Here is a 26,724-nt window from a genome sequence, read left to right on the forward strand (position 1 = left end):
GATGTTCGGCGTTGAGCCAGAGCTGCTGCGCAACGCGTCCAAGGAGTTCGGCAACGGCTCCGACGCGGTGCGCGAGGCAGCGGAGATGATCTCGATGCTCAGGCTCGACACGGGCGCGCTCGGCGAGGTCGACGCCGCCGCGGAGTTCGCGGACGCGTTGTCGAAGTTCGCCGGAACCCACTCCCAGGACCTGCAGCGCGGTTCTGCCTGGATCACCGATGCGGCAGAGGGTCTGGTGTCGAACGCCGAGGCCTACCAGCGCACGGACGACGACCACGCCACCGCGTTGAAGAAGATCCTCCAGGGTTTCGGGGGCGGCAAGTGAGCTACACCGATCCCGAAAGCCTTTACGGCAGGCTCGCGTCCGGCGATGTCGGCCGCATCGCTGCCGCCGCAGACCCGATCACCGGCGCGATCAGCGCGGTCGGTCGCGCGGGCGAGTCCGTCGCCAACGGCGGCAAGACCGCTGTCAGCAACTGGACAGGTGACGCCGCCTCCAAGTTCACCGCTCGTGCTCAGCTGTCCGCCACGGCCGCCAAGGCCGCAGCCGAACGACTCGGCGCGGGTGTCGACATCGTTCAGGCCGCTTCACGTGCCTACGGCCAGATGCGAGGCGCCGCGGATCAGGCGATCGGCGTGTGGCGCGGGCGCCCACCGGGCATGGACGAGGAACAGACCCGGCAGCTCGCGAACCAGGTCAACGACTCCCTGAACAAGGTGAAGTCCGGCTACGACAACGTCCTGCGTTCATACGCGGGAGCGCTCACCAAGATTCCGCCGGGCTTCGAGGAGTCCGCGCGCACGGACGGCGGCTGGGGCCGAGCCGCCCAGCGCGGCGGTGCGGGCGGCGCGCTGCCGCCGGTTCCCCCTCCCGGTTCCGACCCGAAGGCCGTCGCCGACTGGTGGAAGTCGCTCAGCAAGGACCAGCAGGAAGCGCTCAAGAACACCAAGTACCAGGAGCTCGGCCAGCTCCGCGGTCTGCCCGCCGACGTGCTCGACCACGCGAACCGCAAGCGGATCCCCGAGGACGTGGCGCGGTTCAACGCGGAGAAGGACCAGCTCAAACAGCAGTTGGCCGATCGTGCACGCGAACTCGGCGTCGACCCGAACTCGTCCGAGGGCCAGCGCGCGCTGCGCAACGACGCCCAGGGTTCGCAGCTGATGTCGCAGTACGACGAAGCGGCACGTCGCGCGAAGAACGCGGAAGACGCGGGCCAGGCGTTGGTCACAGCGGAGAAGTTGAGCCTGGAGACCGGCAAGCAGGCGTACGTGCTGGCGTGGAGTCCTGACGGGGCCGGTGCCAAGGAAGGTGCGATCGCCGTCGCGTTCGGCAACCCGGACACGGCGAAGAACGTGGCGGTGTGCGTGCCGGGCACCACGTCGACGCTCAGCAGCTTCGGCCTGGACCAGGCCTCGAACCTCAGCGCGAAGATGGGCCCGGACGGCGCCGCCGTCCAGTGGCTCGGCTACGACGCGCCGGAGTTCCTGCCCGGCCAGGTGAACGACCCCGCGCAGGCGATCGAGGGCGGCCAGGTCCTGGCGAAGGACGTCGAGGGCTACCGCACCACCAACCCCAACGCGCACGTCACGGTGATCGGCCACAGCTACGGCAGCACGGTCGTCGGCTACTCCGCGATGGACAACGGGCTGAAGGCGGACGACATCGTGTTCGTCGGCTCGCCGGGTGTCGGGGCGTCCAACGTCGACCAGCTGTCGGCGGGCGGCGGGCACGTCTACGTCGGAGGCACCGAGCACGACCCGGTCATCCAGGCGACGAGTGGCGACTGGTTCACGAAGGACGGGTCGTCGACCGGCCCCTACGACTCCTCGTTCGGCGCGAAGACGTTCGGCACGTCCGGCGAGTCGTGGATCGGGCACGCCCACTCGTCGTACTACGACAAGGACTCCGAGTCGCTCGACAACCTCGCCAAGATCGCCAACGGGGACGGCGGCAGCGTCACCGAGCAGCGCTGGCAGGACGCTCCCACCCCGCGTGAGGTGCCCGGTTCGGACATCCCCGGGGTCGGGCCGGTCATCGACTGGGGGGTCAACACCGGCAAGGAGGTCGTCGACATGGGCGAGGACGTCTGGCGCGGTGGTGGTCAGGTCGTCGACGACATCTCGAACGGGCGCTGGGGTGACGCGGCCGGGCACGCGGTGGACACCGTCGGCGAGGTCGCGAGTGACGCCGGTGACGTCGTGGTCGACACCGTGGGCAACGTGGTGGAGCTCGGGCGCGACGCCGTCGAGGGTGTCGGTGGCGCGATCAAGACGATCGGGTCGTGGTTCTAGCGCCGCGACTGGCGGAGGTGCCGGTCGCGGCGCTAGAACTTCACGACCGGCAGCAGTGGTGAGAGGTCGGCTCGGGTCCCGGAGGCGGTGACCCGGGCACCGTCGAGGGCTTCGGTCCAGGCGAGGGTGCCGGTGGCCAGTTCGAGCCACGTGCGCGGGTCGGTCTCGACCACGTTCGGGGGCGTGCCGCGGGTGTGCCGGGGCCCTTCGACGCACTGCACTGCCGCGAACGGGGGAACGCGCACCTCGACGCTGCGACCGGGCGCGATCTGTTCGAGGGTGCGCAGGCTCAGCCGGACGGCGGCGGCGAGCGCGGGACGTTCTGGCTGGTCAGCCTCGCCTCGCAGCCACGGGAGCACGGCTGCCACGGCGGCTCGCATCTCGGCTGGGTCGACGGCTTTGGCTGGCACGTCCCCCACATTAGCGAAGGGGCAGCGGCGCTCCCGGCGCTGTTGGTATACCTCTGGGCTGTGATCAGGAACTTCGCCGTCGTCGGTCCCGGGCAGGCGACCAGGGAACGGCTGACGGCGGCTCTGGCGGCGGCACCGGACATCTCGGTGTACCGGATCGGGCGCGGCGCGGACCCGTTGCCCGTGTCCGCGACCTTCGACCCGGCGGACGAGCCGGGGTGCCGCAGCCTGCTGGACTGGTTCGAACGCGGTGCGCCGTCGGGCGCGGTGCTGCTGATGGACGACTGGGAGCTGTGCTCCGGCCTCGACCCTGCGCTGGACCGGACCGTCGAGTGGATCGCCGCGTTCGGGCCGGCGCGCGGCGTGCAGGTCGTCGTCACGGCGCGGAGGTGGTCGGAGGTGCCCGACCGGCTGCGCAGGCACCTGCACGGCGAGGCCACGGACTTCCTGGCGCTGCACGAGATCGAACCCGACCTGAGCAACAAGTACCAGCGCCACGACCTCCGGGCGGCCATCGGCGCCGACACCCGCGGCTGGCCGGTGTACGTGGACGTCAACGGGACCCTAGCCGCCTGCCTGGCCCCGCCCGCGGAACGCGAGCAGAAGCTGTTGAGCGCGTTGCTGGGCCTCATGGTCACGCACTCGTCGACGGACCTGAACTTCGCTCTCTTCGACATGAAGAGCGTCGGGTTGTTCGACGGTCTGGAGGCGGCGCCGCACGTGGCGTGCGCGTTCACGGGCGAGGACGACGACGAGGTGCTCCAGCAGTTCCACACCGGCCTGTCCGGCGAGCTCGACCGCCGACGCCGGCTCAAGCAGACCGGTGAGCCCTTCCCCGCCCTCATGGTCTGCGTGGACAGCCCCGAGGCGCTGGTGGAACGGCACCCCGGTTACCGCGGCCTCCTGCAGTCCCTCAGCGGGGCGGGTCAGGAGCTCGGCGTCCACCTGCTCTACTCCGGTGACCGGCTGGCGGCGGCCCCGCCGGCGCAGATCCCCGCCTGGCCGGCCGCGGTCGCGCCGTACGACCTCGAGGAGTGGGCCGAGGTCCTGCCACCGGCGCTGGCCGGCACCTGTCCGCCCGCGCACGTGCTCGCCCTGCCTCCGCCCGGCGCCTTCCAGTCCACCCAGAAGCTCACCCTGCCGCCACGACCGTCCACTTCGGACCTGAGGCTGGCCGCGCTGCCGCCGGGCGCCATCGGCCTGGTGGGCCTGCCCTTCGAACAACACCGCGACGTCCTGGTGCCCGACTTCACCCGGGAACTGCGCCACGGCGCCATCGTCGGCAAGCCGGGCACGGGCAAGAGCACGACGCTGCGCACACTCAGGGCGGTGCTCCGCGATCCGGAGCGCTACCAGCTCCTCGACGGCCCCGGCGAGCCGCTCGACCCGCAGCGCCACATCGTCGTGACCGCTCGCACGTGGGACCAGGTGCCGCCGTTCATCCGCAACAGCCTGGCGTTCGCCGTCGAGTTCCGCCTGGACGACCCGGCCACGTCGCTGGTCGACCCCGACCAGGCCGCCCGCGTGCCGGACCGGCCCGGCTTCGGCCTCTCCCTGCCCGGCCGCCTCCCCGCGCAGATCGCGCTGCCGTGAACCACCTCGCGCTCATCGGACCGCCCGGCCTCGTCGCCCGGCGAATCGCCGCGCTGCAAGGGGTCTACCGCATCGGCAGGGGAGACGCGGCCGGTGTCGCGGTGAGCTTCGAGCCCGGTGACGAGCGGCGGCGGCAGAACCTGCTGGCGTGGTTCGAACGTGGGGCCGAGCCCGGTGCGACACTGCTGATCGACGACTGGAAGTACTGCGCCGCAGAGGATCCCGGGCTGACCGACGTGGTCCGGTGGATCGCGGCGGCCTCGTGGAACGTGCGGGTGATCGTCACCGCGCGGGCGGTGGACGAGCTGCCGGAGCGGGTGCCGCTGCGGGTCGAGGTGCTGGACTTCCTTGCGCTGCAAGGGTTGCGGCGGTTCACCAAGGCCCTCGCGTGGAAGGGGCGGTGGTGGAAGGTCCCGGCCGGTGTCGACTCGAACGGCGTGCCGGTGGTCGTGGAGCTGACGCACTTCGCGGACGGGAAGTGGCGCACGGGAACGCACCTGAGCGTCACGTCGCCGGACGCGTTCCGCAGTGTGGTGCTGGGCCTGATGACCACGCACTCGCCCAAGTTGTTCCAGGCGGTCTTCATCGACGCGCACGACTCGGACGTGTTCGACGGACTCGACCAGGCACCGCACGTGCTGGCCCGCCATCGGCACGCGGCACGTGATCCGCAGCAGATCGCGGACCTGCTGGTCGCGGAGTCGGAGCGGCGGCTCGAAGTCGTCGGCAACACGTGGACCGTCTTCGACCACCGCGGCTTCGACCAGGTGTTGCCGCAGCTCCTGGTGTGCGTCAGCGGGTTCTCCGAAATCGGGGAGGCGGCGTTCGCCACCATCGCGGCGGACGTCGGGAAGTCCGGGATGCAGCTCCTGCTCGACGGCCCGAGCGGCTTGGCGGACCTGGTGGTCGACGACTGTGCGGCGCCCGCGAACCTCGACGAGATGGCGAGCTCGTTGCCGCTGCTGATGCACGCAGAGGAACCCGCACCGGACTTCTTCGCCCTGCACGAGATGCCGAACAGGCATGTGTGGAAGCCACGCCCGGTCAGGTTGCAGTACCGGGTTCCGGTGGGTGTGGACGAGTTCGGGCAGCCGGTCGAGATCGACCTGAAGTCCAAGCACCTGCAAGACGGGATGGGGCCGCACGGCGAGGTCGTAGCGCCGGACGACCGACGGGCGGAAGGCATCCGCGCGCTGGTTCTCGGGCAGCTGGCACGGCATTCACCGGACGAGCTGGAAGTGGTTCTCATCGACTTCCACGGCAACGGGGTGTTCGCGGGCATCGACGGCGCACCGCACGTGCGGCACGGCATCGTGGACCTCCTGGAGGACCACGAACAGCGCACAAGAACGTTGGCGCACAACAACTTCCGGAACATCTGGGAGTACCGCGCCGCCGGACTCGTCCTGCCCGAACTGCTGATCTGCGTCGACGGCGTGCACGGACTCCTGGAAGCACGCCCGGAGTTCAAGGAGGTCCTGCAGACGTTGGCCACGGCGGGACGGACCTACGGGCAGCACCTCCTGCTGTCCGACGTGACGCCGGGCGAGCACGGGTCGTATCGGCTGGAGCTCACCGAACAGGGCTGGGCGCGCAGGATCGGCAGGTCGGTGGAGAGGGTCGTGCTCCCCACCGACCTCAACGACGTGGCGTGGTCGTTGCCCGTGGCGATGGCGATGACTAGCTCATGAGCGACGTAGCTTCCGTTGTGCGTCATAGAGGTTGCGTGGCGTGACGCTGGTGGTGCCGTAGAGCTCCAGGCGGGAGTTCAGCTCGCCGGCGAAGTCCGGCTTGTCGATCTGGCCGAAGTCGCGGACCTCGGAGATCGCGACGGTCGCGCTGCACGGCGCCACCTGGTCGATGCGGACGTTGCCGGCGCGCTGGTTGGTGACGGTGACGTTCCAGTGCGCGAAACGGGCGCCGTACAACGGTCCCGCGTTCGCGCTGCCGCCGTGCGCGCCGACGTTGTTGATGGTGATCTCGGTGCGGACGTTGGCGAACGGCAAGCCGCGGTGGGTGTCGAAGACGTCGTGGTCCATACGGCCGCGGGTCCAGACGTTGCCGCACGACAGGCCTTCGACGTTGAGGCCGTGGTTGCCGGCGCCCGCCTGCGAGGGTTCGGACGGCGCCTCGATCACGAAGCCGTCGGTCAGGTTGTCGTGGGACTGCTCCCGCACGGCGTACGCGTGGTGGTGGCCGCGGCCGGACACCCGCGTGTTCAGCAGCGAGACTCCCTTGGAGGACACGAGGAGGAAGCCGTTGTCGACGTCCTGGACGTGGACGTCGTCGGCCCAGCAGTCCCACGCGCACTGGAACGCGACACCGTTGTACCCCTTGTCCAGCAGGTGCTTCGGCGTCGGCACCTTGAACATCTCGATCTTGACGCCCTCGACGCCGGCTCCCGTGATCACCGGGGCCATCGTGGTCAGGCGGGCCTTCCACTCCGGGCGGATTTCCAGCGGCAACGGCTGCGCGAGCTTGACCCTGTTGCCGCGCACCCACTCCACGCGCACCGGCCACAGGAACGGGAAGTACGACAGGAGCTTGTCCTTGTCGTCCCACCTGTAGGTGGCGGTCCCCGGGACGTCGCCGCACATGTGCTTGGGCAGCGAGTAGTTCGCGTCGTCGAGTCGCAGCAGCACGCGCTGGCCCGGTCGCAGCGACCGTCCGTTCTCGACGGTCACGACGAACGAGCCCCGTGCGGCAGAGCCCGTCACGTTCGTCAGCGTCGAGCCCTGCTCCAGCTCGTTGCCCGTCCAGCCCTCGAACGGCCACTTCTTCGCCTTGATCGCGTCCACCAGCGGCTGGTAGCGGTCGCGGTGGCAGACCCAGACCAGGCCGCCCGACCAGCTCCACGCCGAGTTCTCCGAGCCGTACCGGCTGCGGTTGATGCCGACGATCTCCTCCAGCGACCGGGACGCGTAGAAGGTCGTCTTCGAGCTGCCCGCGCCACGCAGCACCACGTTGTCGTAGCCGATGCGGACGATGTCGTCGATGCGGTACCGGCCCGGTGGCACGTAGACGGTGCCGCCGCCCAGCCTGCCGACGAACTCGACCGCCTTGTTGATCGCGGCGGAGGCGTCGGCCGAGCCGTCACGCCGGGCGCCGAAGAAGAGGACGTTCGCGAGGACCGGGCGGCGGGCGGGCTTCTCACCCGTGCGGTAGCCGGCGTAGGCGATGTTGGGGATCTGCGGGTGGTTGTACGGGTTGGCAACGAACTCCTGCCACAACGAAGCCGAGGACTGCGCGGAGGCAGTCCCCGTCATCATTGACGTCCCGACCACCGCAACCCCTGTAGCCAGCAGGAATTGCCTGCGCCCGAAAGCGTTGGTGTCGATGCTCATTTCGCCGTCTCCAAGGGGTCTTGGCCACGGCGGCGGTGGTCAGATCAAACCAGACGTCAGGCTCCTGCGGAACGCATTGCCTCGGAGATCAGCTCGTCGACCTGGTGCATCATCCGGCGCGCGTCGGTCGGCGTGAACGTGCTCCACGGCGGCTGACCGTTCGACGACTTGCGTTGCTGCAGGTAGCGGCCCTCTTCGGTGTCGAAGAACGCGACCACGCGCTCGGGACGCCAGCGCTTGCCGTACTTGTCCCGGGCCGCGGCGCCGAAGTTCCCGGTGTGCACGACGTCGGTGAACATCTTCACCAGCGCCTTCGCATCGTCCTCGCGCAGCCCGATGCTCCGGAACGCGGCGTCCATCGACTTCGGCGAACCGTCCGTCCGCGCGATCGCCTTCTCGATGTCCGCGCTCGGCAACGTCACCGACAGACCCGTGCCGGCGGGGTGGGCGGGCAGCACCGACAGCACCGCCGAGGCGAGCCCGGAGCCCGCCCACGGCTGGAGTGTCAGCTGGTCGTCCCGCAACGTCGCCAGCGCGCCCCAGTCGCCGTTCGCGACGGCGAGGACGCGCAGGCTGTGGCCGAGCCAGAGGCGGCCGTCCGCCTCCCGCTCGGGCTTCACGAACATGCGCAGGAGCCCGTCCAGCTCGGACGAGAGCCCGCGCGAGTTGCCCAGGCGCCGGTGGTCCAACTGCTGGTAGACGCGGTTCTCGAGCTGGATGCGCTCGTCCCGCGTCTTGCCGGGGGTGGGAACCTTCAGGAGCAGCGGCATGGGGCCGACGGCCATCCGTTCCCACAGCACGTCGAACTCCTCGGCGGAGAGGGTGATCGGCTCCCTCTCCGCCGGTGCGCCGAACAGGCTCACTCCGGCAAGCCGCCGATGACCGGCGGCGCGACCATGCGCTCGTCGCCGAACACGTCGTCGGTCTCGACCAGGTAGTCGGCCGCCTTGTGCTCGATGTCGTCCTCGCCGTCGCCCTTCTGGCCGGCCGCGCCGCCACCGGCACCCATGCCGGCCGCGCCGCCCTTGCCGCCACCAGCGGCTCCGGCACCACCACCAGCGGCACCACCACCAGCGGCACCGCCGCGCAACGCGTCAGGACCGGAACCCAGGCCGGACATGCCGCCGGGCATGGCACCGGGCTTCATCGCGCCCTGCTGGCCGGACGAGCCGAGCGAGCCGGACATCGGCCCGAACGTCTTGCCACCGCCGCCACCGAGCTGACCGCCACGAACGCTGTTGGAGCCGCCGGGGCCACCGGGACCACCGCCGGGACCGCCCGTGCCGGGACGCGTGAACACCGGACCGCCGGGAAGCGGCGTCGAGGTGGGAGGCGGCGTCGGCGTGGGCAGGTTGGTGGGCGGCGGGGTGTGCGTGGGAGGCGGCGTCGTCGTCGGAGGCTGCGTCCACGAGGTGTGCGTGTTGTCGGTCGGCGGAGGCGTCCAGCCGGTCGAGACCTGCTGTTGCGGCGTCGGGGTCGGCGTGCCGGTCGACCACGACGGGGTCGTCGAGCCGGTGCCGGTCGGTGCGCCGGAGCCGATCTGCGAGTAACCGGCCCGCGTGCTGCCCGTGCCCGTGTCGGCCGGAGGCGGCGTGTCGATCACGACCTGCGGCGGCGTCGGGAAGTCGCCGAGCGTCGAGGAGTTCCAGCGGCTGTCCGACTGGTAGTTCTCCATGACCTTGACGGCCTGGGCGGCGGCGTTGTCCGCGGCGGCTTCCTGCCGCTCGTGGTCCTGCTGCTGGCCGATGACGTGCGCCATGCCGGCCGGACCGGTCAGCGCGCCACCGGCGTAGTCGAGGAAGCCGGGCTTCTCGGTCGTGACGGGGACGACCTCGGGCATCTTCTTGCGCGCCTCGGCGATGTACTCGCCCTGCAGTCGCGCGGAGGACTCCATGGTCGTCGCGCCGGACTCGGCGAAACCGGCCCACTCGGCCAGCGGCGACAACGCGCCCTTGGCGGCGTCGGCGGCGTCGGACTCCCAGTCCGCGCCCATCTTGGTCAGACCGGTGTGCAGGTCGGCGTCGATCTGGGCGAGCGTCGCGGCGATCTGCTTCCAGCCGGCCTCGACCGGGATGGAGGCGGAGACGCCGGGACCAGAGTTGATCATCTTGTACAGCTCGGGGTGCGCGTACCCCTGGAAGCGGTGGTCAGTCATCGGTCAGTCCCCCTCTCAGCCCTGGTCTCGCAGGTGCTTGCCCCAGATGGCCGAGTTGTCGCCCTCGGTCAGGATGTACTGCTGCTCGATGGCCTTGAGCTGGGCGATGACGCCGACGAGCTGCTCGCGGTAGACGTTCAGCGCGGTCATCGCCTTGTCGGCCGTCTGGTCGTTGAAGGCCTTGGACGTCTCGCTGCTGATCGGGTCTTCCGCCCAGGGCCGCGTGGGCAGCTGGTTCACCTGAGGCCTGACCTTGAGATCGAACTCGTCCAGGGCCTTCTCGAACGCCGCACGCGCCTGTCGAATGGCTGACGGGTCCACCTTCAGCTTGCGCTGACCGAACTCGGGCGGCGTCGAAACGCCTCCACCTCCACTGTCCGCGAGGTACACGGCACACCCTCCTCAGTACGACCCTCAGGAAATGGATCGCGTGTGCATTTGGGACGACTCTAGCTCTGATGCATGACGCGGGTGACCGGTTCCAGGTATAAGCCGCGTAGTTCTACTCAACTGTCACTTGGTGGCCAGAACAGGCCCGACGGCGTTGGCGAGCTTCGTGGCCCGCTCGCACGCTCCGTCCACGGTGGCCTTGGGATCGCCGAAGGTGAAGGCGCTGACGAAGAGCATCTGACCGTCGTTCGCATCGATGTAGATGTCACAACCGAGGATGGTCTTCTGCGGGTCGCGCTTGTTCAGGTAGGCGGGATAGCCGGCCACCTGGAGCTTGGTGACGTTCGCCTCGCCGACCGTCTTCATGAGCCGGTCCACGCCGCCGTTGACGAGGGTGTCGACGCCTGTGGTGTAAGCGCGGTCCTCGTAGATGCTGGTGCAGTTCTTGCTGCCCTCGCCGAAGTCGGCATCCGGGTCACCAGGCTGCGCAAGACGCATGCCGAGGGTCGCCTTCACCTCGGGAGTGATCAGCGAACACGGGTCGAGCTTCAGCATGTCGACGTTCTTCGGCCTGTTCACGGGGGCGGTCCCGGCAGAAGTTCCGGTCGTCGGCGCACTGGTCTTCGCCCCCTCGGCGGAAGGCTTGCCCGGCTCTGTCGACGAACACCCGGCCAGGACCGCTGCCAGCAGAAACGGGACGGCAAGTCGGCTCATGCGAGCAAACTATCGGATCGCCAGGCACACAGGGTGGCGAACGAGGTGTCCCGCGTCACCCGTCCGACTCATTGCCGGTGACCCCACCAAAAGGAAACCTTCTTTACGATACCCCGAAGCGCCGCCGCCCCGATGCGTCGAGGAGCGACATGCTGCGCAACCGACCACTACCGACCCTGGTCGTGGCGGCGGTGGGACTGGCCCTGCTCGTGCCAGGCACCTCAGCCAACGCGGGCCCCGTGCCCGGCACGGGAGCGGCGCTGAAGGTGGCCGCCGCCCCCGGACAGACCTCCACCATCCCGGACTGGCGCATGCAGACCAGCGCCACCGCCACGCAGGCCGGCTCCGTGATCTCCGGCCCGTCCTACTCGGACTCCGGCTGGCTCACCGTGCCGGCGCGCTCGACGGTGATGGCCGGTCTGATCGCCAACAACAAGTACGGCGACGTCAACTACTCGGAGAACCTGAAGAGGGCCAACGCCAACGACTTCAAGGTGCCGTGGTGGTACCGCAAGGTCTTCCAGGCCGACCCGCAGCCGGGCGTGAACACGTTCCTCAAGCTCAACGGCGGTGTGATCGCCCGCGGTGAGGTGTGGCTCAACGGCACGAAGGTCGCCGGCACCGACACGGTCATCGGCGCCTACCCGACGTTCGAGTTCAACGTCACCGGCCTGCTGCGCAAGGGTGACAACGCGCTCGCGATCAAGGCCTCGCCGTCCGACCCGGCCAGGGACCTGGTGATCCACTTCATCGACTGGGCCCAGCTCCCGCCCGACCGCAACCAAGGCCTGTTCCGCGACGTCGACCTCGCGCAGAGCGGGGCGGTCTCGGTGCGCGGCCTGCACGTGCTCTCCGACCTGCCGCTGCCGAACCTGGACAGCGCCACGGTCACCGTGAAGGTCGACGCGCGCAACAACACCGGCAGCGCGGTCACCACGACCGTCGCCGGCAGCGCCGCGGGCCAGAACTACAGCCAGAACGTGAGCCTGGCCGCGAACGAGACCAGGACCGTCACGTTCCCGCTCACCGTCACCAACCCGCAGGTCTGGTGGCCGTACCAGATGGGCGCGCAGCCGCTGTACGACGCGACGGCGACCGCCACGGTGGCCGGCGCGAAGTCGGACGAGCAGCGCACGACGTTCGGCATCCGCGAGGTCACCTCGAAGATGATCAGCGGCAACGTCCAGTACCAGATCAACGGCAAGCCGATCCTGATCCGCGGCGGCGGCTGGGCGTCGGACCTCTTCCTGCGCACCGACGCGCGGAAGATCGCCGACGAGATGATGCTGACGAAGTCCATGGGCCTCAACACGATCCGACTCGAGGGCAAGCCGGAGAACGACGAGATCTACGACATGGCCGACCGCATGGGCATCCTGCTCATGACCGGCTGGGAATGTTGCTCGAAGTGGCAGAACACCGGTGGGTTCACCGCGGAGGACAAGAGGGTCGCGGGCGCGTCCGCCGAGGGCGAGGCCAAGCGGATCCGCAACCACCCCAGCGTGTTCACGTTCCTCATCGGCTCGGACGAGGCCCCGGTGGCCGACGTCGAGAAGATCTACCTGGACGCCCTGAAGCGCGCGGACTGGCAGACGCCGATCATCAACGCCGCCGCACGCCGCAGCTCCCCTCAGCTCGGTGACTCGGGCATGAAGATGGAAGGCCCGTACTGGTGGGAGCCGCCGGTCTACTGGTACGACAACCGGAAGGGCGGCAGCGCGGGCTTCGCCTCCGAGATCGGCCCCGGCCTCGCGATCCCGGAGATGGACGAACTCAAGAAGTTCCTGAGCCAGGCCGAGATCAACAAGCTGACGGACTACAACGCGCAGCAGTACCACCTGTCGCCGTCCGGCAACTTCAGCAAGATCGGCTTCTGGGGCACGGCGCTCGACAACCGGTACGGCCAGCCGTCCACTGAGGACGACTTCGTCAACAAGGCCCAGCTGCAGCAGTACGAGACGAACCGCGCGCAGTTCGAGGCGTTCGGCCGCGACTTCTCCGACACCGGCGCGAACCAGGCGCAGGGCCTCATCTACTGGATGCAGAACGACCCGTGGCCCAAGCTCTTCTGGCACCTCTACAACTACAACCTGGCCACCGCGGGGTCGTACTTCGGTGCCAAGACGGCGAACAAGGCCCTGCACGCCCAGTACTCCTACGACGACAAGTCGCTCGCCGTGGTGAACATGGGCCTGGAGGCCAAGCAGGGCCTGCAGCTGCAGGTGACGGTCTTCAACTCCGACGGCACGCAGAAGGCGAACGAGACGCGTTCCGTACCGGCAAAGGCGAACGGGTCCGTGCGGGTCGGCACCCTGCCGCAGCCGTCCGGGCTGTCACCGGCGTACTTCGTCCGGCTGCTGCTCAAGGACTCCGCGGGCAAGGAGGTCGACCGCAACGTCTACTGGCTGTCCACCAAGGCGGACACGCTGAACTACAACGCCGGCGACTGGTGGTACACACCGCAGGCCCAGTACACGGACCTGAAGTCGTTGAGCTCTCTGCGGGCGGGCCAGGTGTCGGTGACCTCCACGACGACGCCGGGCGCGGACGGCAGGCAGGCCACCAGCGTGACCGTCAGGAACACCGGTACCTCCGTGGCGTTCTTCATGCGGGCGTCGCTGCGCAAGGGCCAGGACGGCGCCGAGGTGCTGCCGGTCGACTGGAGCGACAACTACATCACGCTGTTCCCCGGTGAGTCCCAGACGATCAGGGGCGAGTACCGGACGTCCGACCTGGGCGGGGCGGCGCCGGTCGTCCAGCTCTCCGGGCACAACGTGAGCAAGCGCTAGCTGCCGTAGCGGTTCGCGACGACGTCGGGTCGTTCCACGGGACGGCCCGCGTCCAGCGACCACGCCAGCCGCACGTACTGCGCGTGCGTCCAGGCGAGCGGGGTGGCCGAGCCGGTTCCCCGGCCGTTCCACACCTGTTCGGGCAGCATGAGCCCGCTGTTCGCCGCTGCCGCGATCTCCTTCAACCGCTTGGCGGCACTGGCCCTGTCACCGGCGAGCAGCTCGTACTCGCCGCGTTCGCCGCTGAGCAACGGCCAGAGCCTGCCGTACGTGCGGGTCGGCGTCGGCCAGTTGATGCCCCACGGCCTGCCGTCGGCCGTCTCGCCGTAGCCGTCCTGCGTGAACCGGTGCCAGTAGCCCTGCTCCTTCAGCTGCTGGTCCACGACTCGGACGGTGTTGCGGATGACGGGGTCGCCGGCTCGCTTCACGCCGAGCCGGACCAGTTCCAGGAAGCTCGGGTCCACGACGGCGCGCTGGTCGATGTCGGTGGGGTTGTTGTCACCGAGGTTGTACTTCGTCGCCGCGTCGGGCTGCCCGTCCTTGGTGAGACGCAGGTAGTAGGGCTTCGGCGAGTACGGTCCGGTCTTCGTCGCCGTCCAGCCCTCCACCTTCCGCTGCCAGTCGTCGGCGGCCTGGAGGTACTTGTCAGCGTTCTCGCCGTTGCGCTGTAGCAGATCCGCGAAGCAGACCAGCCCGGCAACCGCCGAGGCGATCGTGGCGGGCGAGTAACCGTTCTGGTTCTCCCAGCGCTCCTGTTCGCTGAACGGCGAGTTCGGGTAGGCCAGCAGGTAGTCGGCGGAGCGGCGCAGAGCGTCCAGAGTGGACTGATCTTGTCGGTCGAGGTGCCAGGCGAGCAGAAGTGGTGCCGCGACCTGGTCGAGCTGGACCTTGAGCCACACCGGGGTGCCGTCGACCCGCGTGTTCTGCGGCAGGTGGCCGTCCGGCTGCTGCTGCTTCTGAAGCATGAAGTCCAGCGAACGTTCGGCGAACCCGCGGTCTCCGGCGGCGATCATGGCCGTCGACACGTGGTACAGGTCGCGCGGCCACACCAGCGCGTACGGGCCGAGCTCCGGTGCCAGTTCCCGGTCGAACCCGAAGGCCCACGGGAAGCTCGGCGACGCGATCGACGCACCGGGGTGGGTCTTGTCCTCGGTCGCCGCCAGCACCATCACGGACATGTCGTAGAGCCGCCGGTCCGCCGACTTCGGCCTGGCCAGCCCGTTCAGGTACGTGTGCCAGCCCTGCGCGTACTCCCTCGCGGCGCCGCGGAACCCCCGGTCGAGCGCGGTCTGTGCGACCCCCTCACCAAAGCCGACCGCGAACGTGCCGTGCGCGCGTCGCACCGGTTCGGTGGGCAGGGTGGTCCTGACTTCGCTCGAGCCCTTCATCGGCACGTGCTCGATCGACAACCGGGCCGGACGCTGCGACCTGAACTCCACGTCCGCGAGCACCGCGGCGCGTTGCGGGTCGGTGACGTAGGTGATCTCGGCCTGCCAGCCGTCGCCGCGCAACCGCTGCCGGAACGTCAGCGACCTGTCGTCCGCCGGTTCGGTGTACGCCCGACCGGGCTTTCCGTTGACGAGCAACCGCGTCTCGCGAGTCGCGGGCGTGCTGAGGTCGGGGAAGAAGATCTCGGAGAGTCCCTGGTGGCCGAGGGTGAACCACACCGGGCTGGCCGCGGACCTGGCTGTGCCGAACGCCTGCTTGTCCGCGGGTAGGGGAACGACCTCGGCCGCACGAGCGACCGGTGCCGACATGAGGAGCAGGAGCACGACCAGGGCCAATGCCTTCATGCCCTGGGGAGTTCCCCGACCTAGAGATCACCACGCAACAGGCTGTCGATGTTCTCCGGCGGACCGGGCCGGGCGAAGAACCAGCCCTGGCCCGTGTCGCACCCCAGCCGCAGCAAGCGGGCGGCCTGAGCCGGCGTCTCCACGCCCTCGGCCGTGACGCCCAACGACAACGCGTGCGCCAACTGCACCAGCGTCGCGACGATCTGCGCGTCGACCGGATCTTCCTCGTTCTCGGCCCGCAGCCCCTCCATGAACGAGCCGGCGATCTTCAGCTCGTGCACGGGCAGGTGCTTGAGGTACGCGAGGTTGGAGTAGCCGGTGCCGAAGTCGTCGATCGCGATGCGCACACCCATGTCGCACAACGCCCGCAGCGCTTCCAGCGGCTCGTCGGCGGTGCCCATGATCGCCGACTCCGTCAGCTCCAGCTGCAGGTGGTGCGGCGGCAGCGCGCACTCGTCCAGGATCCGCTTGACGTCGCGCACCAGCTCGGGGTCGCGGGACTGCCGCACCGCCAGGTTCACCGACACGAACGGCGCCGCGTCACCGAACTCCTCCAGCCAGCGCCGGGCCTCCTCGCAGGCCTTGCGCAGCACCCACCGTCCCAAGGGGACGATCAGGCCGGTCTCCTCCGCCAGTTCGATGAACCGGTCCGGCGCGAGCCGACCGAACTCCGGGTGCTGCCAGCGCACCAGGGCCTCGACACCGGTGACGGTGGAGTCCTCCAGGCGCACCAGCGGCTGGTACTCGACGTAGAACTCGCCACGTTCCAACGCGCGTGGCATGGTGGCCGACAGCGTGAACCTGGCCACCTCACGCGCGTTGCGTTCCGGGTCGTACAGCGCCCAGCGCGCCTTGCCGTCGGCCTTCGCCCAGTACAGCGTGATGTCCGCGTCCCGCATCATGTCCGCGGACGTCGTGCCGGACAGCTGCCGTTCGACGATGCCGATCGACGCCGACACCGACAGCTCGTGGCCCGCGATGCGGATCGGCGCCTCCAGCTCGGTCAGCACCCGGTCCGCGACGTCCACGATGTCCTGCTCGCCGGACGAGCCCTCGACCAGGATCACGAACTCGTCGCCGCCCATGCGCGCGACCAGCTTGCCCTCGCCGGACACCGAGTGGTCGAGCCGGCGGCCGACCTCGACCAGCAGCTGGTCTCCGGTGTCGTGGCCCAGCGAGTCGTTGATGACCTTGAAGCCGTCGAGGTCGAGGTAGCAGAGGCCGGCCCGCACGTGCTTCGCCCGGTTGTTGAAGACGCGCCCGAGGCGTTCGAGGAACAACGCCCTGTTCGGCAGGCCGGTGAGCGGGTCGTGCAACGCCTGGTAGCGCAGCCGGTTCTGGAGCAGGTGCCGGTCGGTGACGTCCTCGATCATCGCGACCTGGTACTGCGGCTCGCCGTGGTCGTCGCGGACCAGCGACAGCGTCAGGTGCGTCCACACCTGCTCGCCGTCGGCGCGATGGAAGCGCTTCTCGGCGCGGTAGTGGTCGCACTCGCCCGCGATGAGCTGGTCGTACAACCGCCACACGCTGCCCGCGTCCTCGGGGTGCATGAGGTCGCGCACGTTGTACTGGCGCATCTCCTCGACGCTGAACCCGAGCATGTCCTGCAGGGCCTGGTTGACGTCCAGGATCCGGCCGTCGATCGCCGCGATGCCGATGCCGATCGCGGCCTCGGTGAACATGGCGCGGAACCGGGCCTCGGAGGCCCGCAGCATCGACTCGGCCTGGTCGCGGGCGTCCAGCACGGCCGCCCTGATCGCCTCCTGCTCGGCCAGCGTGCGTTCCCGCAGCGCGCGGGCGTACCCGGCGGCCAGCGCGCCCTGCAGGGCGGCCAGGCGGGACGTCAGCCTGGCGTCGCCGGGGAAGCCCAGCTCGACGAGCAGGTCGTCGCCGAGCAGCTGGACCGTGCGGCCGAGGGTGTCGGTGCCGGTGAAGTGCGCGTCGACCAGCCGTGAGCCGATCTCGTGACCGGGGGCGGTGCGGAACGGCGTCGCGAACAGCGCCTCGACCAGCCGCTCGGTGAGGTCCTGCAGGTGCTGTGCGACCTCGGCCCTGGTCATCGGCACGTAGCTCGACCCGATCACGGCCGTGGCCCAGCTGCGCGCGAACACCTCGGCACCGGCCAAAACGGCCGGGCTCAAGGGAGAGCGGTCCTCACGCACCCGGTGGTCAACCCGATCGGTCATCTTCTCGGCCCTAACGCCACGAACGCGCAGCATACGGCCGGTCGCCGTCCGGAGTCATCTCTGAGCCTTCCGGCCCAGTGCCGCGAACCCCGGGAAGCGCTCACCGGACTCCTCCACGTCGGCCGGTGACTCGGGATGCCAGGCGGGCACGCGGACCACACCGGGTTCCACCAGCGTGAACCCGTCGAACAGGCGGGTGAACTCGGCACGGTTGCGGAACGTCATCCGCGTGACGCTCCGGTCGTAGATCCTGCGGGCCCGCACCGAGGCGTCCGTCTCGACGTCGGTCTCGTCGTAGCCCGCGTGGGACACCGCCAGGAAGCTGCCGGGCGCCAGCCTGTCGCGATACCCGCCGACGACGGCCCACGGGTCTTCCTCGTCCGGCACGAAGTGCAGCAGGGCGATCATCAGCACGGCGACCGGCTCGTCGAAGTCGAGCTGCTTGTCGACCTCGTCCGAGGCCAGCACGCCCGCCGGATCGCGCACGTCGGCGTGCAGCACGCTGACGTGGTCGTTGCCGCCCAGCAGCGACAGGCTGTGCGCGACGGCGACCGGGTCGAGGTCGACGTAGACGATCCGGGCCTCCGGGTCGGCGGCCTGGGCGATCTCGTGCACGTTGCCAACGGTCGGGATGCCGGACCCGAGGTCGAGGAACTGGCGGACACCCCGGCCGAGCAGGTGGCGGACAGCCCTGCGCAGGAACGCGCGGTGGTTCAGGACCACGCCGCGCAGTTCGGGCATGATCTCCAGGGTCTTCTGGCCGACGGCCCGGTCCGCGGCGAAGTTGTGCGCGCCGCCGAGCCAGTAGTCGTACACCCGCGCGACGCTCGGACGCTCCAGGTCGATGTCCCCCGGCGCCCAGTTCGGCCGCTCCACTCGCTCACCCCACCCGCGTTCGGACCGTTCCAGCCCATCATGCACCCGCCTCTTGGCAGAATGCCGACCTCGTGAGGAAAAGTTTGCTGCTGTCGACCATTCTCGCGTCGATCGGCGCGTTTGTGCTGGTCGGGGGCGTGTTGCTGCTCCTGGACCCCGGCGCGCCCAAGCACGAGGCGATCAAGACCGGTGGTCTGGCGGGTGGCGCGATCGTCGCCCTGTACGCGCTGTGGCTGAACGACCGGCGCCGCAAGGTCGAGGAGGCCCGCCAGGAGCTCGAGGCCCAGCGCATCGACCACGACCGGTCCCGCGTGGCCGACGAACGGTTCGCGCGCGCCGTCGAACTGCTCGGCCACGAGACCGCGCAGGTGCGGGTGGGCGCGATGCACGCGCTGGCCGGCCTCGCGAAGTCCAGGGTCGAGTACACGCAGACCGTGCTCGACATCCTCTGCGCGTACCTGCGGCAGCCGTACAAGCGGTCGCCCGACGACGAGGACGCGGGCGAGATCGAGCTGGAGGTCCGGCTCACCTCGCAGCGGCTGGTCGAGGACCTGCTGCCGCGCCTGGAGGACAAGAACCCGGTCCACTACGACCTCAACCTCACCAAGGCGCACCTCGAATACATGGACCTGTCGTACCGGCAGGTCGGCGACCTGATCATGCGGGTCGCGCACCTGAACGAGTCCAACGCCTTCCACCACATGGTGGTCCACGGCGACGTCTACCTCACCGACGCGGAGGTGACCGGCCGGTTGTACATGCACCACAACGACTTCCGCCGCAAGGCGTGGTTCAGCAGGGTCAAGTCGCGCGGACTGGCTGTCTTCACGGAGACGAAGTTCGGCGGCGAGACCAAGTTCTCGAACTCCGAGTGGGCCGACGTGAAGGCGGACGGCTGTGCGTTCGCGGTGGCGGCCGATCTTCCCGAAGCGTGGAGGAACTGACGTGAGGTGGCTTTTCGCAGTTCTCGCCGCAGCCGTGGTGACCGGGGCGACGGCGGTGCTCCTGTTCCTGGTGAAGGCGCCGGCCGTGGAGATCGTGAAGACCGCCGGTGTCGCGGGCGGTGCGGTCGTCGCGCTGTACGCGTTGTGGCTCAACGACCGCAAGCACCACCTGGAGAGCGAGAAGGTCGCCGACGAACGGTTCGCGCGGTCGGTCGAGCTGCTGGGCAACGAGGCCGACCAGGTGCGGGTGGGCGCGATGCACGCGCTGGCGTGGCTGGCCAGGTCGACGCCGCGCTACCAGCAGACCGTGCTCGACGTGCTGTGCGCCTACCTGCGCCGTCCCTTCGAGCATCCCGCTCACAAGGCCAAGCCGGAGGACCCCGACCAGGACTTCGGCGCGGTGACGCCGGAGATCCAGCTGGAGCACCAGGTCCGGCTGACCGCGCAACGACTGATCAAGGACACCCTGTCGTGGGGGAAGAAGCGCAAGCACGAGTCCTACGACCTGGACCTGACCGGCGCCGTCCTGGAGTACTTCTCGCTGGACGGCCGCTACGTCAACCGGCTGGTCGCCCGGCGCGCTCAGTTCTACGGCATCACGAACCTGCGCAACGTCCACGTCAAGAGCGTCACGCTGTTCTCCGCCGCCGAGTTCCACGGCAGGCTGCAGCTGGAGAACGGCAGCTTCACCGGCGGGATCTCGTTCCAGGAGACGAAGTTCGCCGGCCGAGTGAACCTGGGTAACCAGGACATGGGGCACGCCGTGGTCGGCAGGTTCTTCCACCCGTCCCCGAAGCCGCCGGATATTCAGGCGGGTGAGATGAAGGTGTTGGAGGGAACCGAGTTCCGTGAGCCCGCGACCGGCTGGCACCTAACCGGCAGCACGGAGGCGGCCGGACCTGGCCTCCAGAACCATGTCGAGGAGAACGCTCGCGGCGGCACCGACGGTGTTCGCGGTGACGACGACGGTCTCGGCAACGGGCACGTCGCCACGAAGGCCGACGAAGTGCGCGCGGTCGGTCTTGAGGGCGAAGGACTGCGGGACTAGCGCGACACCCAGCCCGAACGTCACGAAGTCGAGGAGTGAGTGCACGTCGTTGACCTCGACGGCGACGTGCCGCTCGACCCCGGCGGCGGCCAGCGTGCGGTCAACCTCGTCGCGCGTGCCCCAGTCGGCGTTGAAGTCGACGAACGGCTGACCGGCCAGCTCGTGGAGGTCGACGGATTCCCTTGTGGCGAAGGGACTTCCCGGTGCGCACGCGAGCACGAGCGGCTCACTGGCCAAAGTGGACACCCGCAGGTCGTCCGCGATCTTCTGCTGACGTGTGACGAACGCGAGGTCGAGGCGGCCGGCCCTGACCTCCTCGACCAGTTCGGCGTTGCCGGACTGGCGCATCCTGATCTCCACGCCGGGGTGCAGCTCGTGGAACCGCGACAGCACCGCAGGCAGGTGCACGACGTGCAGGCACTGCAGGCTGCCGACGGACAGCGTGCCCCGCAGCAGCCCCTGGACGGCGGCCACCGCGTCCTTTGCCGAAGAGACGGCGTTCAACGCGCGTCGGGCCTCGGGCAGCAGCGCGCGTCCGGCCTGGGTCAGCTCGACCTGGCGGGTCGTGCGCAGGAACAGCGGCGCGCCCAGCTCGACCTCCAGCGCGCGGATCGACGCCGACAGACCCGACTGGGCGACGTGCAGTCGGCGCGCTGCCCTGGTGAAATGGGACTCCTCGGCGACCGCGAGGAAGTGCTCCAGCTGTCTGAGTTCCACGATTCATCACCTGCGGTGCTCAATGAGATCAGTTCTCTGCGTTGGACAGCTTAATCGTCAGGGTCCAGAGTGGAGTGCATGCAGAAGCGTCGTATCGGAGAAGTGGAAGTCAGCGCCATCGGCCTGGGCGGCATGCCCATCTCCGTGCAGGGGAGGCCGGATCGGGAGCAGGCGGTCGAAACCATCCACGCCGCGCTGGACGCGGGCGTGACGTTCATCGACACCGCCGACGCCTACTCGCTCGACGACACCGACTTCGGCCACAACGAGCTGCTCATCGCCGAAGGGCTGCGCGGCCGTTCCGAAGAGGTGTTCGTGGCGACCAAGGGCGGGCACACGCGCGTGCCGGGCGGTGGCTGGGACCTCGACGGACGGCCGGAGTACCTGCTCAAGGCCGTCGACGGGTCGTTGCAGCGGCTCGGGGTCGACCAGATCTTCCTGTACCAGTTCCACCGGCCGGACCCGAAGACGCCGATCGCGGAGTCCGTCGGCGCCCTGAAGGAGCTGCTGGACAACGGCAAGATCCGCTACGCGGGCGTCTCGAACTTCAACCCGGACGAGATCGTGCAGGCCAACGAGATCCTCGGCGGGCGGCTCGCGGCGGTGCAGAACCAGTTCTCGCCGGTGTTCCGATCGAGCGAACCCGAGCTGGAGCTGTGCGCGAAGCTCGGCATCGCGTTCCTGCCGTGGAGCCCGTTCGGCGGCATCGGCAAGGCGGGCGCGCTGAGCGGTCCGTTCAAGGAGGTCGGCGACGCCCACGGCGTGAGCGCCCACCAGGTCTGCCTCGCGTGGATGCTCGCGAAGTCCGAAGTGGTAGTCCCCATTCCGGGTGCTTCCCGACCGGCGAGCATCCAGGATTCAGCCTCCGCCACCCACCTGGAGTTGACCGCGGAGGAGCTGTCCCGCCTGGACGGGTGACCTCGGTAGCAAATTGCGACAAATGGTCGCACGATCTACTCCATGCGGACCTTGATCAGCATCGTGGCGATCGTCGCCGGCATGACGCCGGCACCCGCGTCCGCGGCGCCCTTGCCCGAGGGCTCCGCGGACCACACCGCGGGATCCCAGATCCTCAAACACGAAGGCTCGGGCGACCTTCGTTCGGAGTCACCGCCCACCGAGGGCAAGGTGCCCGGCATGGACGTGAGCAGCCACCAGGGCGACGTCGACTGGAAGTCCTCTTGGGACAAAGGCGCCCGGTTCAGCTACGTCAAGGCGACCGAGGGCGTCCACTACCGGAACCCGAAGTTCACCCAGCAGTACAACGGTTCCCTGAACGTCGGCATGATCCGGGGTGCCTATCACTTCGCGCTGCCCGACCGTGCCAATGGCGTGCAGCAGGCGAACTTCTTCGTGGAGAACGGTGGTGGGTGGTCGGCTGACGGGAAGACGCTGCCGCCTGCGTTGGACATGGAGTACAACCCTTATGGCGATGTTTGCTACGGGTTGAACCAGACCGCCATGACGGCTTGGGTCAAGGAGTTCAGCGATACGGTGTTCGCGCGGACTCGGCGTTATCCGGCGATCTACACGTCCACGAACTGGTGGAACAAGTGTGTTGGCGGGTCGGTGAAGTTCGGGGTGAACAATCCTTTGTGGATTGCGCACTACAGCTCGAAGCTCGGGGCGTTGCCGGTTGGGTTTGACTTTCACACGATTTGGCAGTGGCAGGCGGCTGGGTTGTTCCCCGGGGATCAGAACCTGTTCAACGGACGGATTGAGCAGTTGCGGCGGTTCGCGGCCAGCTGAGTCCTGTTGGCACCGTGCGGGTGCTGTTGCGCGCGGTCGTTCCGGTTCCAGCGGGGTGGTCGCCTTGCTGTGGTGGCGAGTTCTGTTGCGTGCGTGGGCGCGCGGGTCATGACGGATCAAGGGGCCGCGATTGGGGCTTGACCTTGAGCCTCTGGCGGGATGCGTGACGGCCGGAAAAGGCCGGGCTGAGAAGCGCCCGGCCGTGCCCGTGAGGGTGGCATCCCGCCCCCTCAAGGTAAAGCCCCAATCGCCATGTGAGGTGCCTACCGGTACCCATCGAGGACAGGTTCACACGGCTCGCTTCGCATCGCGCCTGTTGGCGCTTCGCCTTCGGCATCACTGTGGGCATGCGAAGGCCTCGCCTGGACGGCGAGGCCCTCGTGCGCCGCGTCTGCTACTCGAACAGTGCTGGGAGGGTGCCCTCCCAGGCCTCGCGCAGCTCGTCCAGCGGGAGTTCTCCGAGGCCCTGGATCTCCAGGGCGTTCGACTCCGGGTCGACGACGCCGACCTTGCGCCACGGCAGCCTGCGCGCCGTGCACATGTCCGTGAAGCGCTGTTCCTCGGTGCGCGGCACGGCTACCAGCACGCGGCCGGCCGACTCGCTGAACAGTGCGGTGAACAGGTCGCCTTCGAGGAAGACCCGTGCACCGACCTCGCCGATCAGGCACGTTTCGACCAGGGTCTGGGCCAGGCCGCCTTCGGAGAGGTCGTGTGCGGCGGAGACCATGCCGTCGCGTGAGCCCGCTACGAGGATTTCGCTGAGCAGCTTCTCGCGCTTGAGGTCGGCCTTCGGAGGGCGGCCGCCCAGGTGGTTGTGGACGTGGTGCGCCCACTCCGAGCCGCCGAACTCGTCGTGCGTCTCGCCCAGCAGGAGCAGGGTTTCGCCTGCTTCCGCGCCGATTCCTGTGGGGATGCGGCGGCGCACGTCGTCGATCACGCCCAGCACGCCCACTACCGGTGTCGGCAGGATCGCCGTGGAGCCGGTCTGGTTGTAGAAGCTGACGTTGCCGCCAGTGACCGGGATGCCGAGTTCGGCGCAGCCGTCTGCGAGGCCCTTCACGGCCTGTTCGAACTGCCACATGACTGCCGGGTCCTCCGGTGAGCCGAAGTTGAGGCAGTTCGTGACGGCGATTGGAGTGGCGCCGGTTGCCGAGACGTTGCGGTAGGCCTCGGCGAGTGCCAGCTTTGCGCCCTCGTACGGGTCGAGCTTGGTGTAGCGGCCGTTGCAGTCCGTGGAGAGGGCTACGCCTCGGCCGGTTTCCTCGTCGATGCGGATCATGCCGCCGTCGCTGGGCTGGGCCAGGACCGTGCCGCCTCGGACGTAGCGGTCGTACTGCTGCGTGACCCACTTCTTGGAGGCCAGGTTGGGGCTGGCGGCCATGGTCTTGATCAACGCGAGCAGGTCGTCCGGCCTGGGGAGGCTGTCCGGCGTGTTCGCCTGGAGCTCGTCCTGGTCGGCCGGGCGCTGGATGGGCCTGTTGTAGACCGGGCCCTCGTGCGCGACGGTGCGCGGAGGTACGTCTACGACGACCTCGTCGTGGTAGGTGATGACCAGGCGGTCGCCTTCCGTCACCTCACCGATCTCGGTGGCGATGACGTCCCACTTCGCGCAGACCTCCATGAACGCCTCGACGTTGGCCGGCTCGACCACCGCGCACATGCGTTCCTGGGACTCGCTGGAGAGGATCTCCGCCGGGGTCATGCCGGTGGCGCGCAGCGGTACGCGGTCGAGCCACACGTGCATGCCGCCGTCACCCGCGGACGCCAGTTCGGACGTCGCGCAGGACAGGCCCGCGCCGCCGAGGTCCTGGATGCCGACGACGACGCCCTTCTCGAAGAGCTCGAGCGAGCACTCGATCAGCACCTTCTCGGTGAACGGGTCGCCCACCTGGACGGACGGCAGCTTCTTGCGCTTGCCCGCCGTGTCGTCGAACGTCTCGCTGGCGAGGACGCTGACGCCGCCGATGCCGTCGAGGCCGGTGCGGGCGCCGTAGAGGATGACCTTGTTGCCGGTGCCGCTCGCGTGCGCGAGGTGCAGGTCCTCGGTGCGCATCGCGCCCACGCACAGGGCGTTGACCAGCGGGTTGCCCTGGTAGGACTCGTCGAACACGACCTCGCCGCCGATGTTCGGCAGACCGAGGCAGTTCCCGTAGCCGCCGACGCCCGCGACGATGCCGGGCAGCACGCGCTTCGTGTCGTCCGCGTCCGGCCTGCCGAACCGCAGCGGGTCCATGACGGCGAGCGGCCGCGCGCCCATCGCGAGGATGTCCCGGACGATGCCGCCCACGCCCGTCGCGGCGCCCTGGTAGGGCTCGACGTACGACGGGTGGTTGTGGCTCTCGACCTTGAACGTGACGGCCCAGCCGTCGCCGATGTCGACGACGCCGGCGTTCTCGCCGATGCCCGCGAGCATCTTGCTGCGCATCTCGTCGGTCGTGGTGTCACCGAAGTACTTCAGGTGCACCTTGGACGACTTGTAGGAGCAGTGCTCGCTCCACATCACCGAGTACATCGCCAGTTCGGCGTCGGTGGGGCGTCTGCGGAGGATTTCCTTGATGCGCGCGTACTCGTCGTCCTTGAGGCCCAGCTCCTTGTAGGGCTGCTCCTGGTCGGGCGTCGCTTCGGCGTTCTTGACGGTGTCGATCACGCGTTCACCACCGTGTCGAGCAGGGACAGGAACATGCCCAGTCCGTCGTCCGTGGGGCCGGTGAGCGCGTCGATGGCGTGCTCGGGGTGCGGCATGAGGCCGACGACGTTGCCCCTGGCGTTGGTGATGCCCGCGATGTTGTTGCGGCTGCCGTTGGGGTTCTCGCCGACGTACCGGAAGACGACCCTCTGCTCGTCTTCCAGCTCCTTGAGGGTGTCCTCGTCGGCCTGGTAGCCGCCCTCGCCCGACTTCAGCGGCACGAGGATCTCGGCGCCCAGGTCGTACCGGGTCGTCCAGGCGGTGTTCGTGTTCTCGACCTTCAGCCACTGGTCGCGGCACACGAAGTGCAGCTTGTGGTTGCGCGTGAGCGCACCGGGCAGCAGGTGGGCCTCGGCGAGGATCTGGAAGCCGTTGCAGATGCCGAGAACCGGCATCCCCTTGTTCGCGGCCTCGATCACTTCCTGCATGACGGGCGCGAACCGCGCGATGGCACCGCACCGCAGATAGTCGCCGTACGAGAACCCACCGGGCACGATGACCGCGTCAACGCCCTTGAGGTCGTGATCGCCGTGCCAGAGCGGCACGGCTTCCCCGTCGGCGTACTTCACCGCTCGCTGGGCGTCGACGTCGTCGAGAGTGCCGGGGAAGGTGACGACACCGACCCTCATGCCTCGACCCTGCGCACGGTCCAGTCCTCGATCACGGGGTTCGCGAGGAAGGTCTCGGCGATCTTGGCGAGCGTGGCGTCGTCGACGTCGTCGGCGACCTCCAGCTCGAAGTGCTTGCCCTGACGGACGGCGGTGATGCCCTCGAAGCCGAGACGAGGCAGCGCGTTCGCCACCGCCTGGCCTTGGGGGTCGAGGATTTCGGGCTTCGGCATGACGTCGACGACGACTCGGGCCACGACAGACTGCTCCCGGGTTTGGAGGGGCTGGCGGTACCTCGGGAGCCTACCTGAGCTGCGAGTTCATCCCCGTGACACGTGTTCGGGGGCACATCGTCGGTGGTCCACCTTCGGGTGAACGGGCTTGCCTCGGCGGGGCGGCTTGGTAGAGTGGTGTCAGCTTCGGCCCGTAA

The 26,724-nt window shown here is 69.0% G+C and carries 22 protein-coding genes; 8 read left to right on the top strand and 14 right to left on the bottom strand.

Going from position 1 to position 26,724, the window contains the following annotated elements:
- The first annotated feature begins 1 nt into the window (after position 1).
- Both IEY88_RS25005 and IEY88_RS25010 read left to right on the top strand, forming a co-directional pair.
- A complete protein-coding gene (locus IEY88_RS25005; RefSeq protein WP_189157283.1) occupies positions 2 to 325 on the top strand; it encodes a DUF2563 family protein in 324 nt (107 codons plus the stop codon).
- Positions 322 to 2,292: an alpha/beta hydrolase gene (locus IEY88_RS25010; RefSeq protein ID WP_189157284.1), complete on the top strand. Its 1,971-nt coding sequence runs from the start codon at positions 322 to 324 to the stop codon at positions 2,290 to 2,292. The genes IEY88_RS25005 and IEY88_RS25010 overlap by 4 nt, the downstream gene beginning before the upstream one ends.
- Before the next feature lie 32 nt (positions 2,293 to 2,324).
- On the opposite strand, the gene IEY88_RS25015 is transcribed toward IEY88_RS25010, so the two are convergent.
- Complete coding sequence (locus IEY88_RS25015; protein WP_373294188.1) at positions 2,325 to 2,672, bottom strand: sterol carrier family protein; 348 nt, start codon at positions 2,670 to 2,672, stop codon at positions 2,325 to 2,327.
- A gap of 90 nt (positions 2,673 to 2,762) precedes the next feature.
- Between IEY88_RS25015 and IEY88_RS25020 the strand changes: the two genes are divergently transcribed.
- The gene (locus IEY88_RS25020; protein WP_189157286.1) at positions 2,763 to 4,295 is read left to right on the top strand and encodes a type VII secretion protein EccC; all 1,533 of its coding nucleotides are present in this window, start codon (positions 2,763 to 2,765) and stop codon (positions 4,293 to 4,295) included.
- Positions 4,292 to 5,986, top strand: coding sequence for a hypothetical protein (locus IEY88_RS25025; protein ID WP_189157287.1), 1,695 nt, complete (start codon positions 4,292 to 4,294; stop codon positions 5,984 to 5,986). Before IEY88_RS25020 ends, IEY88_RS25025 begins: the two co-directional genes overlap by 4 nt.
- On the opposite strand, the gene IEY88_RS25030 is transcribed toward IEY88_RS25025, so the two are convergent.
- The 5 genes from IEY88_RS25030 to IEY88_RS25050 form a co-directional block, all read right to left on the bottom strand.
- A complete protein-coding gene (locus tag IEY88_RS25030; RefSeq protein WP_229693734.1) occupies positions 5,981 to 7,561 on the bottom strand; it encodes a glycosyl hydrolase family 28-related protein in 1,581 nt (526 codons plus the stop codon). The two genes, IEY88_RS25025 and IEY88_RS25030, sit on opposite strands and share 6 nt — an antisense overlap.
- A 134-nt stretch (positions 7,562 to 7,695) precedes the next feature.
- The gene (locus IEY88_RS25035; protein ID WP_189157289.1) at positions 7,696 to 8,502 is read right to left on the bottom strand and encodes an ESX secretion-associated protein EspG; all 807 of its coding nucleotides are present in this window, start codon (positions 8,500 to 8,502) and stop codon (positions 7,696 to 7,698) included.
- The gene (locus IEY88_RS25040; protein WP_189157290.1) at positions 8,499 to 9,794 is read right to left on the bottom strand and encodes a hypothetical protein; all 1,296 of its coding nucleotides are present in this window, start codon (positions 9,792 to 9,794) and stop codon (positions 8,499 to 8,501) included. Before IEY88_RS25040 ends, IEY88_RS25035 begins: the two co-directional genes overlap by 4 nt.
- A 15-nt stretch (positions 9,795 to 9,809) precedes the next feature.
- Positions 9,810 to 10,184, bottom strand: a complete 375-nt coding sequence (locus IEY88_RS25045) for a hypothetical protein (RefSeq protein WP_189157291.1) — start codon at positions 10,182 to 10,184, stop codon at positions 9,810 to 9,812.
- A gap of 123 nt (positions 10,185 to 10,307) precedes the next feature.
- Positions 10,308 to 10,898: a DUF3558 domain-containing protein gene (locus IEY88_RS25050; RefSeq protein WP_189157292.1), complete on the bottom strand. Its 591-nt coding sequence runs from the start codon at positions 10,896 to 10,898 to the stop codon at positions 10,308 to 10,310.
- A 149-nt stretch (positions 10,899 to 11,047) separates the two neighbouring features.
- Between IEY88_RS25050 and IEY88_RS25055 the strand changes: the two genes are divergently transcribed.
- Positions 11,048 to 13,687: a glycosyl hydrolase 2 galactose-binding domain-containing protein gene (locus IEY88_RS25055; protein ID WP_189157293.1), complete on the top strand. Its 2,640-nt coding sequence runs from the start codon at positions 11,048 to 11,050 to the stop codon at positions 13,685 to 13,687.
- On the opposite strand, the gene IEY88_RS25060 is transcribed toward IEY88_RS25055, so the two are convergent.
- Genes IEY88_RS25060 through IEY88_RS25070 form a run of 3 tightly spaced genes read right to left on the bottom strand, consistent with a single transcriptional unit; the run spans position 13,684 to position 18,542 of the window.
- Positions 13,684 to 15,480 carry a glycoside hydrolase family 15 protein gene (locus IEY88_RS25060; RefSeq protein ID WP_229693735.1) on the bottom strand — a complete coding sequence of 599 codons (1,797 nt, stop codon included), beginning with the start codon at positions 15,478 to 15,480 and terminating at the stop codon, positions 13,684 to 13,686. The two genes, IEY88_RS25055 and IEY88_RS25060, sit on opposite strands and share 4 nt — an antisense overlap.
- Positions 15,481 to 15,500: 20 nt before the next feature.
- Positions 15,501 to 17,666 (bottom strand): putative bifunctional diguanylate cyclase/phosphodiesterase, encoded by a 2,166-nt coding sequence (locus tag IEY88_RS25065; RefSeq protein ID WP_189157294.1) that lies wholly within the window; start codon positions 17,664 to 17,666, stop codon positions 15,501 to 15,503.
- A gap of 54 nt (positions 17,667 to 17,720) precedes the next feature.
- The gene (locus tag IEY88_RS25070; RefSeq protein WP_189157295.1) at positions 17,721 to 18,542 is read right to left on the bottom strand and encodes an SAM-dependent methyltransferase; all 822 of its coding nucleotides are present in this window, start codon (positions 18,540 to 18,542) and stop codon (positions 17,721 to 17,723) included.
- Between the two features lie 71 nt (positions 18,543 to 18,613).
- On the opposite strand from IEY88_RS25070, the gene IEY88_RS25075 reads away from it, so the two are divergent.
- Positions 18,614 to 19,486, top strand: coding sequence for a pentapeptide repeat-containing protein (locus tag IEY88_RS25075; RefSeq protein ID WP_189157296.1), 873 nt, complete (start codon positions 18,614 to 18,616; stop codon positions 19,484 to 19,486).
- An 871-nt stretch (positions 19,487 to 20,357) separates the two neighbouring features.
- On the opposite strand, the gene IEY88_RS45295 is transcribed toward IEY88_RS25075, so the two are convergent.
- Positions 20,358 to 21,251, bottom strand: coding sequence for a LysR family transcriptional regulator (locus IEY88_RS45295; protein ID WP_189157297.1), 894 nt, complete (start codon positions 21,249 to 21,251; stop codon positions 20,358 to 20,360).
- A 78-nt stretch (positions 21,252 to 21,329) separates the two neighbouring features.
- Here IEY88_RS45295 and IEY88_RS25090 point away from each other — a divergent pair, with 78 nt between their 5' ends.
- Complete coding sequence (locus IEY88_RS25090; RefSeq protein WP_189157298.1) at positions 21,330 to 22,169, top strand: aldo/keto reductase; 840 nt, start codon at positions 21,330 to 21,332, stop codon at positions 22,167 to 22,169.
- Between the two features lie 35 nt (positions 22,170 to 22,204).
- Here the strand turns inward: IEY88_RS25090 and IEY88_RS45555 are convergent, their stop codons facing one another.
- The gene (locus IEY88_RS45555) at positions 22,205 to 22,327 is read right to left on the bottom strand and encodes a hypothetical protein (protein WP_373294175.1); all 123 of its coding nucleotides are present in this window, start codon (positions 22,325 to 22,327) and stop codon (positions 22,205 to 22,207) included.
- Positions 22,328 to 22,388: 61 nt separating this feature from the next.
- Here IEY88_RS45555 and IEY88_RS25095 point away from each other — a divergent pair, with 61 nt between their 5' ends.
- Entirely contained in the window at positions 22,389 to 23,000 is a 612-nt protein-coding gene (locus tag IEY88_RS25095) for a lysozyme (protein ID WP_373294176.1), read from the top strand.
- 394 nt (positions 23,001 to 23,394) lie between these two features.
- Here the strand turns inward: IEY88_RS25095 and purL are convergent, their stop codons facing one another.
- Genes purL through purS form a run of 3 tightly spaced genes read right to left on the bottom strand, consistent with a single transcriptional unit; the run spans position 23,395 to position 26,551 of the window.
- Positions 23,395 to 25,647, bottom strand: a complete 2,253-nt coding sequence (gene purL / locus IEY88_RS25100; protein WP_189157300.1) for a phosphoribosylformylglycinamidine synthase subunit PurL — start codon at positions 25,645 to 25,647, stop codon at positions 23,395 to 23,397.
- Positions 25,644 to 26,315, bottom strand: a complete 672-nt coding sequence (purQ, locus tag IEY88_RS25105) for a phosphoribosylformylglycinamidine synthase subunit PurQ (RefSeq protein ID WP_189157301.1) — start codon at positions 26,313 to 26,315, stop codon at positions 25,644 to 25,646. Before purQ ends, purL begins: the two co-directional genes overlap by 4 nt.
- Positions 26,312 to 26,551 carry a phosphoribosylformylglycinamidine synthase subunit PurS gene (gene purS / locus IEY88_RS25110; RefSeq protein ID WP_189157302.1) on the bottom strand — a complete coding sequence of 80 codons (240 nt, stop codon included), beginning with the start codon at positions 26,549 to 26,551 and terminating at the stop codon, positions 26,312 to 26,314. The genes purQ and purS overlap by 4 nt, the downstream gene beginning before the upstream one ends.
- Positions 26,552 to 26,724: the final 173 nt, after the last annotated feature.

The organism is Lentzea pudingi, from assembly GCF_014646255.1.
Taxonomy (GTDB): Bacteria; Actinomycetota; Actinomycetes; order Mycobacteriales; family Pseudonocardiaceae; genus Lentzea; species Lentzea pudingi.